At 75.1% G+C, this 10,849-nt stretch carries 10 protein-coding genes and 2 pseudogenes; 6 read left to right on the top strand and 6 right to left on the bottom strand.

All coding sequences use genetic code 11. The features are described 5' to 3' along the window. Positions 1 to 56: 56 nt before the first annotated feature. Positions 57 to 3,185 carry a sacsin N-terminal ATP-binding-like domain-containing protein gene (locus tag ACZ63H_RS10045; RefSeq protein ID WP_469863363.1) on the bottom strand — a complete coding sequence of 1,043 codons (3,129 nt, stop codon included), beginning with the start codon at positions 3,183 to 3,185 and terminating at the stop codon, positions 57 to 59. A gap of 254 nt (positions 3,186 to 3,439) precedes the next feature. Between ACZ63H_RS10045 and ACZ63H_RS10050 the strand changes: the two are divergent. Continuing rightward, positions 3,440 to 3,808, top strand: a pseudogene (locus ACZ63H_RS10050) (ATP-binding protein); the annotation flags it as partial. Positions 3,809 to 3,814: 6 nt separating this feature from the next. On the opposite strand, the gene ACZ63H_RS10055 reads toward ACZ63H_RS10050, so the two are convergent. Further along, entirely contained in the window at positions 3,815 to 4,276 is a 462-nt protein-coding gene (locus ACZ63H_RS10055; RefSeq protein ID WP_469863365.1) for a GNAT family N-acetyltransferase, read from the bottom strand. Positions 4,277 to 4,305: 29 nt separating this feature from the next. Further along, a complete protein-coding gene (locus ACZ63H_RS10060; RefSeq protein WP_469863367.1) occupies positions 4,306 to 5,232 on the bottom strand; it encodes a DUF3027 domain-containing protein in 927 nt (308 codons plus the stop codon). Between the two features lie 282 nt (positions 5,233 to 5,514). Here ACZ63H_RS10060 and ACZ63H_RS10065 point away from each other — a divergent pair, with 282 nt between their 5' ends. From ACZ63H_RS10065 to ACZ63H_RS10080, 4 genes are all read left to right on the top strand, one after another. Further along, entirely contained in the window at positions 5,515 to 6,903 is a 1,389-nt protein-coding gene (locus tag ACZ63H_RS10065; protein ID WP_469863369.1) for an MFS transporter, read from the top strand. Positions 6,904 to 6,965: 62 nt separating this feature from the next. Then, positions 6,966 to 7,445 (top strand): DUF2771 domain-containing protein, encoded by a 480-nt coding sequence (locus ACZ63H_RS10070; protein ID WP_469863371.1) that lies wholly within the window; start codon positions 6,966 to 6,968, stop codon positions 7,443 to 7,445. Between the two features lie 11 nt (positions 7,446 to 7,456). Continuing rightward, positions 7,457 to 8,167, top strand: a complete 711-nt coding sequence (locus tag ACZ63H_RS10075) for a futalosine hydrolase (RefSeq protein WP_469863481.1) — start codon at positions 7,457 to 7,459, stop codon at positions 8,165 to 8,167. Further along, positions 8,154 to 9,014 carry a 1,4-dihydroxy-6-naphthoate synthase gene (locus ACZ63H_RS10080; protein ID WP_469863373.1) on the top strand — a complete coding sequence of 287 codons (861 nt, stop codon included), beginning with the start codon at positions 8,154 to 8,156 and terminating at the stop codon, positions 9,012 to 9,014. Before ACZ63H_RS10075 ends, ACZ63H_RS10080 begins: the two co-directional genes overlap by 14 nt. A gap of 41 nt (positions 9,015 to 9,055) precedes the next feature. Here ACZ63H_RS10080 and ACZ63H_RS10085 read toward each other — a convergent pair whose 3' ends face one another. Continuing rightward, positions 9,056 to 9,439, bottom strand: coding sequence for a cold-shock protein (locus tag ACZ63H_RS10085; protein ID WP_467934989.1), 384 nt, complete (start codon positions 9,437 to 9,439; stop codon positions 9,056 to 9,058). Between the two features lie 164 nt (positions 9,440 to 9,603). On the opposite strand from ACZ63H_RS10085, the gene ACZ63H_RS10090 reads away from it, so the two are divergent. Continuing rightward, the gene (locus ACZ63H_RS10090) at positions 9,604 to 9,867 is read left to right on the top strand and encodes a hypothetical protein (RefSeq protein ID WP_469863375.1); all 264 of its coding nucleotides are present in this window, start codon (positions 9,604 to 9,606) and stop codon (positions 9,865 to 9,867) included. Here the strand turns inward: ACZ63H_RS10090 and ACZ63H_RS10095 are convergent. After that, a complete protein-coding gene (locus ACZ63H_RS10095) occupies positions 9,831 to 10,475 on the bottom strand; it encodes an HAD family hydrolase (RefSeq protein WP_469863377.1) in 645 nt (214 codons plus the stop codon). The genes ACZ63H_RS10090 and ACZ63H_RS10095 overlap by 37 nt on opposite strands. After that, positions 10,451 to 10,849, bottom strand: a pseudogene (locus ACZ63H_RS10100) (hypothetical protein); the annotation flags it as partial. The gene ACZ63H_RS10095 and the pseudogene ACZ63H_RS10100, both read right to left, overlap by 25 nt.

Raw genomic sequence — 10,849 nt, forward strand, 5'->3', positions numbered from 1 at the left:
ATTTCGTGCGGACTTTCCCCAACGCCGTACGCACGGCGCCGGTTGTGCCACCGGCGTCAGTCGAACCAGCGGTCCCGCGCCAGCTCCTCCGTCCGCGAGGGGTCCTCCAGCAGCGCGGCCACCTCGAACCGGCGCGGCCACTGCCCCGCCGCCCACGCCAGGCCCGCCGCGACCCCCTCCAGGGTGGCCGCGTGCAGCACACCGTCGTCGGTCAGCCGCCAGTCGATCTCCACGCCGTCCACGACGAGTTCCTCGTGCTCGACGTAGGTCCGGGGCGTCCGCGGGCCGAGCAGCACCCGCACCGGGTCCGGCACCTCGTGCTCGGTCCCCTCGGAGTGCACCTCGCCGGTGACGGACTCGCTCAGCCGGCGCACCTGGAACAGCTCGGCCAGCTCGGCGGCGCGCGCGGGCCGCACCGGCAGCAGCGGCACCCCGGAGGTGAACGGCAGCAGGTCCGGGGAGTCGACCACGACGGCCGAGGCGGCGTCCACCACCTCCACCCGCCCGTCGACCACGGCCCGCAGCTCGTCCGGCAGGGTCACCCGCTCGGGGTCCACCTCCGCCAACGCGTCGTACAGACCGTGCAGTTGGGCGGGTGTGACGGTGCGCTCCGGGTCGGCGAGCCGGTCCAGCAGCTCGGCGGCGCCACCGGGCTCGTCCAGCAGCGCGCCGACGGAGGTGCGCACCCCGAGGGCCCGCAGCACCTGCTCGTCCTCGAACCCGGTCGCGTCGGCCTCGTCGTACAGCCCGCGCAGCAGCGGGTCGCCGCCGGCCGCGAGCAGACCGGCCGGGCGCCGCCCGTCGAGCACCGGGTGCCCGCGCAGCCACCACGCGGTGTACGGCCGTACGGTCTCGTGGGTGCCGTCGGGCAGCAGGACGCGCACGGGCTGGGTCAGGGCGTCCCGCAGCGGCGGCCGGGCCAGCAGGGCGAGTGCCTCGGGCCAGTGGTCGTCGTCCACCAGCTCCAGGTCGCGCACGGCGACGAGTTCGGTGGCCACGGGCGGCACCGGGCTGTCCGGGAAGCGGTCGAGGACGTCCTCGCACCACACGTCCACGGCGTCCAGCAGTCCCGCGTCGTCGGGCTCGGCGAAGTCGCCCTCCCGGGGCTCCAGTTCGTCCGGGTCCAGGACGACGTCGGTGGCGCGGACCAGCGCGAAGCCGGCCAGCACCCCGCACGCGGTGAGCGGCTGTTCGCCCCACCGTTCGGCCAGCGCGGCATCGACGAAGGGCAGTTCGCCCTCGCGGACCACCCGGGCGAAGGGGCTGCCGGGAAGCACCAGCTCGCCGGCGGGCGTCGGTTCGCCGTCCTCGTCGGGCAGCGCGAGCGCGCCCAGCCAGGGCTCGTCACCCGGCTCCAGTCCCGCGTCCCGGACCAGGGCGAGCACGGTGTCCGCCAGTTCCTCGGCGTCCGGCGCGTCCTCCTCCCAGACCGGCGCGCCGTCGTCGTCCAGGGAACCGGCGACGGCGGCCCGGACCTGCGGGGTGGTGAGCACCGCGCGGGGGGTCGCGGGCAGCGCGCCCAGCTTCTCCAGCAGCGGATGGACGGCGTCCGGGTGGGCGACCTTCAGCCCGAGCCGGCCCAGCACGTCCGGATCGATCCGCGCGGCGTCCGCGGTGGGCAGCAGCACCTGCCGGGGCCCGATGGTGGTCCTGCCGTCGGCCAGCGGCACCGGCAGCCCGGACAGCCGCTCCGGGTCGACCCCGGCGAGGCTGTCGTACAGCCGCCACCACCACCGCGGTTCCTTCTCCAGCCCGGCGAGCCGGTCGACGGCGTCGGCGAGCGGCAGCCGGGCGACACCGAGGGTGCGCAGCTCGGAGCGGCGCTCCAGCCCCGCCGGCAGCAGGGTGGGCAGCACCTCGGCCAGCACCCGCACGGTGTCGGCGCCGGCGCCCTCCACGACCTCGGCGTCCCGGGGCCGCAGCGCCTGAGGCAGCTCGTCCTCGGCCTTCGGCGTGACGGCCGGCGGCAGGAAGGCGGTGCGCGGCAGCCGCTCCAGCACGGCCTGCCGCAGCGCCCCGTCCAGCGCGCCCTTGCCGAGCGGACCGGGCACGAGGTCGATGATCCCCTCGCCCACCGGCCGCCACCCGGCGAGCAGTTCGGTGTAGGCGTCGGCCGCGCGCTGCACCAGGAAGTCGGTGAGCGGGCCGGGCGCCGCGTGCCGGCGGGTGGTGTCCAGCGGGAACGAGGCGATGAGCAGCGCCGGCACGCCGAGCGGCTCGTCGCTCGGGGTGGGCGCGTGCACGACCGGGCTGGTACGGGGGCGGGCCGGGGCGCCGTAGGCGTCGACCGGTACGGCCCAGGTCACCGACCAGTGGGGGCGCAGCCGTTCCTCCACGGGCCGGTCGGCGAGCAGGTCGGGGCTCAGCCCGCCGTGCGCGGACGCGGTACGCCAGTGGGTGACGCCGTCCCGGGAGTCCTCCACGACCGTGAAGGGCCCGTCGGTACGGCGGCCGAGCGTGCGCGGCTCCTGCCCCTCGATCTCGACGACGACCTCGGTCAGTCCCGGCAGGGCGAGCAGCAGGGCGTCGTCCACCCCGGCGAGCAGGCGCGCGGCGAGATCGGCGGCGGCCGCGTCGCGCAGGGGCAGGATCACGGCGGTGTCGTAGGGGTCGGGAGCGGTGCCCTCGGCGGCGAAGGGCAGCCGCAGCAGGGGCACGTGGCCCTCCCGGCGCCGCACCTCGTCGCCCAGGCCGGGGCTGTGCCGGGCGACCTCGCCGGCCAGCTCCCGGGCCTCGGCGAGGGACCAGCGCACGCCCCCGTGCCGCCCGACGATCGCCGGTTCGTCGGTCACGGCGAGCACGGCGGCGAACCCGACGCCGAACCGGCCGACGGCACCGTGCGCGACCCCGGCCTCCCGCTTCGCGGAGGCGCGCAGCGTGGACAGCGACTCGACGCCGGTCGCGTCCAGGGGGGCGCCGGTGTTCGCGGCCACGAGCACGCCGTCGCGGAGGGTGAGCCGCAGCCGGCCGGCCGTTCCCGCCCGCGCGGCGGCGTCGGCGGCGTTCTGCGCCAACTCCACGACGAGCCGGTCCCGGTACCCGCCGAGGACGAGGTCCTCCTCGGCGTTGGCGTCCTCCCGGAACCGGGCGGGACTGGTCGCCCAGGCGTCGAGGACCCCGCGCCGCAGCCGGGCCGTCCCGAACGGATCGGCCCCCTCACCCGCCGGCCGCACGAACTTGCTCACGATCACTCTCCATCCTCCGCGTGAGGACGAAGGTACAGCGCCGAGGGGGCGACGACCGAAGGGGAGAGGCGGGGCGGAGTGCCCGGGGCGGCCGGAGCGAGGGGTGGGACGCGGCTGCCGGCCCGCTCGCTCCGCGCCGCGCCGGGTCGCGTACGGGCTCCCGCTCGCGGACACCACCGGACGCGCGCGGACAGTGACTCTACGCAACCGCTCCGTCACGTTCGGAACGCGGCGGAGGCGGACACGCTGAGGGTGTGAACTTCTGGGTGCAGTTGTCCACCACCCCGCGCGGGGCCCGGCTGGCGCGGCTGCTCGCCACGGAGCAACTGCGCTCCTGGGGCCTGCCCATGGACCCGGCGGCGCTGATCGTCGCGGAGCTGGCCGTCAACGCCGTCGTGCACGGCCGGGCCGCCGGGCGGGACTTCCGGCTGGTGATGTACGCCGTCGGGGGCGTGCTGCGGATCGAGGTGACCGACACGCGCGGCGACCGGCTGCCGGTGCGCGTCCGCCCCGCCCCGGACGCGGACGCCGGGCGCGGGCTGCTGCTCGTGGAGGCGTTCGCGGACCGCTGGGGCACGGCGCCGGGCCCCCCGCCGCGCAAGACCGTGTGGGCCGAGCTGCGGGTGGGCTCAGCGGACGTGGCGGCGGTAGACCTGCCGGGAGCCGCCCTCCGGGCCGGGGTCCGCCGGCTCGGCCGGGGTGAAGCCGAGGCGCTCGTAGAACACGCGCGCTCCGCCGGCCACCGCACCGGGGTGGTCCGCGCCGAACGTGACCACCTCGACGGTGGCCGGGCCGTGGACCCATCTGCGGAAGGCGTCCGCCAGCAGCGCCCGCCCGACGCCCCGCCCCCGCGCCCCGTCCGAGACCACCAGCCAGTGCACGTGGTGGACCGGCGGGGCGGGCCCGAACAGGAGCGCGCCGAGCAGCCGCGAGGAGTCCTCCGCGACCAGCGCCGTGGACGTGCCGATGCTCCGCCGCACGGCCCGGGTGAAGCCGGGGTCGGCCACCATCGGCCCGAACCAGTGCTCCACCTGGGCCGCCAGCCCGAGGAATCCCGGAAGGTCCCGCTCCCGCGCCGCTCTGATGATCACCGGAGCAGTCTGGCAGCGGAGGCCGGCGTTCAGGAGTGGCCCAGCTCCGCCGTCTCGTCGTCGGTGGTCTCCGGGACCGAGCCGGAGTCGCGGGCCGGGCGCAGCGGGAAGGGGTCGACGCGGGTCTCGTCGATGACCGGCGGGGCGGGCTGCGGGGCCTTCGGCATGACCGCCGCCTCGGAGTGGCCGCCACAGCCGTAGGCCAGGGAGACCACCCGGCCGTCCGCCGGTGAGAACTCGTTGGCGCAGACCCCGAAGGCCTGGCCCAGGGAGCCGCCGATACGGGCGAGGAAGCCGCAGCTCACGCAGGTCGCGGGGGCGGCCTGGGCCATCGGGGTCTGCGGGCCGTACGCCTCCTCCCAGCGGTCGGCCGCGATGTGCAGGCCGTAGCGGGAGAGCACCCGGGCGCGGCGCAGGCCCAGTTCCTCGGCGACGGACGCGATCGTGCCCCGGGAGGGCGTCGCCGGCTGGGCGGCGGGGGTGCCCGGGGTGACGTCGGCGTCCTCCGCCTCGGCCAGTTCCCGCATCTCGTCGGAGACCACCGAGTTGGGCGGCGGCTCCTCCTCGCCCGTGTAGCCGGGCTCCAGGCGCAGGTCGTCCTGGTCGGTGGGGAGCAGGTCGCCGGGCCCGAGGTCGCCGGGGCGCAGGCGCTCGCTCCACGGGACCCACTCGGGGGCCAGGAGGGCGTCGGGGCCGGGGAGGAGGACCACCTCGTCGAGCGTGACGATCTTGGCGCGGGAGGCGCGGGCGACCGTCACGGCCCAGCGCCAGCCCCGGTAGCCCAGTTCCTTGCACTCGAAGAAGTGCGTGACAACGCGGTCACCCTCCGACACCAGTCCCGCGTGCTCGCCGATCACGCCGGGCGCGGCGGCCTCCTCGGCGGCGGCGCGGGCGAGGTCGACGGCCTCGGCGCACAGGCGGTCGGGGGTGCGGCTTCGCGTTGTCGCTGCGCTCACAGGTATCGCTTCTCTCCTACGCCGTCTCGTCGAGTGCGGCTGCCTCCGGCGGTTTCGCCTACGGAGCGGACCTGGGGACCGCATCGACGTCTGCATCCGCGCGCCCGGGCGCACCTCTGCCATCCATTCTGCGTTATGGCTGAGACAGGCACGCTACACCGGACGGGATTCGTGGATTTTCCCACCCGGGCCGTACGCCGCCCCCACGCCGTCCACCGGTCCCTCACGTCCTGGGCCGCCATCCGTGCCGTAGCGCACTATCCGGCCGGATCCCGGGGCACTATGAACGTCGTGGCAGCCGCGGACAAGGCAAGTGGGCGGGGCGGCGGTTCGGGCCGGGTGCGCGGTACCGTCCGCGCGGTCGGCCGTGCCCTGCGCTTCCCGTTCACCGGCGCGGCGCGCGGCATCCGCAGGATCACGCACGCGCACGGCGCGGGCGAGTCGGGCCTCGGCAAGCTGATCGAACTGCACGCGGTGAACGGCGCCGGGGACGTCATGGTCACCGTGGCGCTCGCGTCGACCGTGTTCTTCTCCGTGCCCACCGACGAGGCGCGCGGCCGGGTCGCGCTGTATCTCGCCATCACCATGGCCCCGTTCACGGTCCTCGCGCCCGTCATCGGTCCGCTGCTGGACCGGCTGCCGCACGGGCGGCGGGCCGCGATGGCGGGCGCGATGCTGGCGCGGGCGCTGCTCGCGCTGGTCGTGTCCGGGGCGGTGGCGAGCGGCGGGCTGGAGCTGTATCCGGCCGCGCTGGGCGTGCTGGTGGCGTCGAAGGCGTACGGCGTGGTGCGCAGCGCCGTCGTGCCACGGCTGCTGCCGCCGGACTTCTCGCTGGTGAAGGCCAACTCCCGGGTCACCCTCGCGGGACTGCTGGCCACCGGGGCCGCCGCGCCGGTGGCGGCCGGGCTGCACGCGCTCGGCGACCCGTGGCCGCTGTACGGCGCCTTCGTGATCTTCGCTGCCGGGACGTTTCTGTCGTTCTCCCTGCCGCCCAAGGTGGACTCCGCCAAGGGCGAGGACGTGGCGCTGCTCGCGTCCGACGCGCGGCGCCGCCGCGACGGGCAGGGCAGGCGGCCGGGGCTGCGCTCGGTCGGACCCGCCGTCACCTACGCGCTCGGCGCCAACGCGTCCCTGCGCTGCCTGTCCGGTTTCCTGATCTTCTTCCTGGCGTTCCTGCTGCGCGAGCACCCGCTGGCCGGGCAGAGCGCGGCCGTCTCGCTGGGCATCGTGGGGGTCGCGGCGGGCGCGGGCAACGCGCTGGGGACGGCCGTGGGCGCCTGGCTCAGGTCCCGCGCCCCGGAGATCATCATCGTGACCGTCGTCGCGGTGGTGCTCGGCGCGGCGGTGGTCGCCGGACTGTTCTTCGGGACGGTCCTGGTGGCCGCTCTCGCGGCGGTCGCCGGGTGCGCGCAGGCGCTGGGCAAGCTGGCCCTGGACGCGCTGATCCAGCGGGACGTGCCGGAGGCGGTGCGCACCTCGGCGTTCGCCCGTTCGGAGACGCTGTTGCAGATGGCGTGGGTGTTCGGCGGCGCGGTCGGCATCGTGATGCCGCTGGACGGCACGGTGGGGCTGCTGGTCGGCGCCGTGTTCGTGGCGGCCGGCTGGCTGACCACCCTGCGCGGGCTGCTCGCCTCGGCCCGGGGCGGCGGCTGCCGGGCACGCGTGGCGTAACGAACCGGGCACGCCGTACCCCACGTGGGCGGACGGCTCCGGGCGCCCGATAGCCTTCGGCCATGACCACGCTGCAATCCGCTGTGCGACGCCGCCGCGCCGTCGCCGTTGCCGGCGCCGTTTCCGCCGGACTGCTCGTCCTGTCGGCCTGTGACAAGCCGACCCCCGTCGCGACGATCACCGTCGGCGGGAACTCGGTCAGCTCCGAGGCCCTTTGCTACAACGACGGCGACAAGCTGACCGCCGACTCGCTGAAGGACTGCGTCAAGAACTCCGACGACGTGAAGTCGATCGAGGTCGGCCAGGACGACACCGTCCGCATCGGCGTCGATCCGAAGATCGCGGACGAGGGCTGGGTCGTGCTGGTCAACGGCCGCCAGTTCACCGACGTCAGCAAGAAGACCTACCGCACGATCCCGAGCAGCGCCTTCTTCAACGCCCAGTACGGCACGCAGGGCGAGACCAACACGCTCGCGATCCAGGCGGGCGAGAAGGAGAACAAGGGCATGTGGTCCTTCAAGCTGAAGCACCACAAGGACTGACCACGTCCCCCCTGCCGGTCCTCGTCGCCACCGCGGTCCCCGTCGAGCGGGACGCGGTGGCGGGGGCGCTGCCCGCGCCGGCCGAGGAGGTCCGGCTGCCCGGCGCGGCCCTGTGCCGCACGGTCACGGGCTGGGACCTGCTCGCCGCCGGTGTCGGACCGGCGCTCGCCGCCGCCTCCACCGCCGCCGCCCTCACCGCCGCCGCGCTGGCCGGCCGGCCCTACGGCCTGGTCGTCTCGGCCGGGATCGGCGGCGGCTTCCAGCCGCGGGCGCCGCTCGGTTCGCTCGTCGTCGCCGACGCGATCACCGCGGCCGACCTGGGCGCCGAGACCGCCGACGGCTTCCTCCCGGTCACCGAACTCGGCTTCGGGACCGTCACCCACCGCCCGCCGGAATCAGCCGTACGGGTCGCCGCCGAGGCCCTCGGCGCCCGTACCGGCACCATCCTGACCGTCTCCACGGTGACCGGCACGGCCGCCCGCGCCGCCGCCCTGCGGGCCCGGCACCCCGGCGCGCTCGCCGAGGGCATGGAGGGGTTCGGGGTGGCGGAGGCCGCCGCCGCGCACGGGGTGCCCGTACTGGAGATCCGCGCCGTCTCCAACCCGGTCGGGCCCCGGGACCGGGCCGCCTGGCGCATCGGCGACGCGCTCGCCGCCCTCACCGAGGGCTTCGGGAAGCTCGCGCCCGCTTTGGAGAGTTGGAACCCACATGACCACCAGTGAGCAGCAGCGGTCCCTGCCGATCGCGTACTCCCCCTGCCCGAACGACACCTTCGTCTTCGACGCCCTCGCCCACGGCCGGGTGCCCGGCGCGCCCGCGCTGGACGTGACGTTCGCCGACATCGACCTCACCAACGGCATGGCCGAGCGCGGCGAGCTGGACGTGCTGAAGGTGTCGTACGCCGTGCTGCCGTACGTCCTCGACGAGTACGCGCTGCTGCCGTGCGGCGGCGCGCTGGGGCGGGGCTGCGGGCCGCTGGTGCTGGCCCGGGAGGCGGGGGCCGACATCAACGGCCGTACGGTCGCGGTGCCCAGCGAGAGGTCGACCGCCTATCTGCTGTTCCGGCTGTGGGCGGCGGACGCCCTGCCCGGCGGGGTCGGCGAGATCGTGGTCATGCCGTTCCACGAGATCATGCCGGCCGTGCGGGACGGCAAGGTGGACGCGGGCCTGGTCATCCACGAGGCCCGCTTCACCTATCGGGACTACGGGCTGCACAAGCTCGCCGACATGGGCGAGCACTGGGAGCGGACCACCGGGCTGCCGATCCCGCTCGGCGCGATCATCGCCCGGCGCTCGCTGGGCGCGGACACGCTCACCCGGCTGGCCGAGTCCATCCGTACGTCCGTGCGCATGGCCTGGGACGACCCCGAGGCATCCCGGCCGTACGTCATGGCGCACGCCCAGGAGATGGATCCGGCCGTCGCCGACCAGCACATCGGGCTGTACGTCAACGAGTTCACGGCCGACCTCGGCGAGGACGGTTACGCGGCGGTGCGCGGGCTGCTCACCCGCGCGGCGGCCGAGGGACTGCTGCCGCCCCTCGGACCGAAGGCCCTGGACTTCCCCTGAGAACGGGGAAGTCCGGGGCCGGCCGGCTGTTCCGGTCCGGTTCAGACGTCCAGTTGGTCGGCGACCGCGCGGAGCAGACCGGCGATCTTCTTGCCGGAGGTCTTCTCCGGGTAACGGCCCTTCTCCAGCATCGGGGTGATGTTCTCGAGAAGGGTCGTCAAATCCTGCACGATCGACGCCAGCTCGTCCGGCTTCTTGCGCTGGGCGGCGGCGACGGAGGGCGTCGGGTCGAGCACGTTCACCGACAGCGCCTGGTCACCGCGCTGACCGGCGACGACCCCGAACTCCACGCGCTGTCCCGGCTTGAGGGAGTCGACTCCGGCGGGGAGAACCGAGGAATGGACGAAGACGTCACCGCCGTCGTCGCGGGAGAGAAAGCCGAAGCCCTTCTCGCTGTTGAACCACTTGACCTTGCCGGTAGGCACGTCTGTCCTCGTCCTCGTACTCGTTGGAAAACTACTTCGGAAACGGCTCTTGATAGCACTAGAGCGGGTCGACCATGACCCGCCGATACCAAGGCTAATGGTCTTCGGGCCGGTGACAAGACGTCCCCCGGCTGTTCTCTCGCGCAGGGAACTACCCTGGTCCGGTGCGTGACAAAACCCAACCGAATTCCGCCGCGCCCGGTGACCGACTGATCCGCGCCGGTGCCGTCGTCTTCTTCCTCGGGGCCGTGGCCACCCTCGTCACGGTGGCCCCGCTCTTCCTCGGGGCGACGCCTTTTCCGACCTACATGTTCGGTCTGAGCATGCTCATGGCCGTCGGATTCCTCATGGCCGGTGCCGGTGTGCTGCGGTCGGTGGCCGCCGGACGGCGTCAGGCGCGGGGGGCCGCCCCGGGGGCCTCGCGGTAGCCCTTCAGCCACGCCGGGAAGGCGGACAGATCGGTCAGCACGACGTCCGCGCCGGCCGCGCCCAGCTCCTCGGCCGGGCACGGTCCGGTCGCGACGGCGACCGAAAACGCACCCGCGGCGCGCGCCCCGCGGACGTCGCCGACGTGATCGCCGACGTACACGGTCGCGCCGTGCTCGCGCAGCGCCAGCGCCTTCTGCTCGGCCCACAGGTCGCCGACGACCACGTCCGGTTCGATGCCGAGGTGGGTCAGGTGCAGCTTGGCGTTGGGCTCGTACTTCGCCGTCACCACCATCGTCCGTCCGCCGGCCGCGCGCACCGCGTCGACCGCCTCCCGGGCGCCGGCCATCGCGGGGGACGCGGCGATGGCTATGGAGGGGTACATCTCCCGGTAGAGATCGGCCATCTCGGGCACCCGCGCGGGCGGGAACCAGTGGGCCAGCTCCTCCACGAGCGGCGGACCGAGCCGGGTCACCGCGAGATCGGCGTCGATGAACGCCCCGGTGCGCTCCGCCAGGGCGCGGTAACAGGCGCGGATGCCCGGACGCGAGTCGATGAGGGTCATGTCCAGGTCGAAACCGACGGTCAAGGTGGAGGCCATGGGGGACATTCTGCCGGGTGCGGCCCGGGGCGCAGGGGGCCGGGCGGGTCCACCCCGGGGGGAATGGCCGGCGGTCGCCGGGGGCGGATGCGGGGTGGTCCGGCCGCGTGGTCGTCCGCCTCCTCGGGCGGGGGCGGCGCGGGCCGGCCGTCACCGGCCCGGCCGTCGTCGGGGGCGCCGATGAACCGGGCGATCGCGTGCCGCGCCTGCTCGTACGCCTCCGACGCCGGTCGCCGGGTGCGGGGCGGTCCGGCCGCGTGATCGCCCGCGCCCTCGGGCGGGGGCGACGCGGGCCGGCCGTCACCGGCCCGGCCGTCGTCGGGGGCGCCGATGAACCGGGCGATCGCGTGCCGCGCCTGCTCGTACGCCTCCGACGCCGGTCG

The sequence above is a fragment of the Streptomyces sp. NPDC104831 genome, from assembly GCF_055583025.1.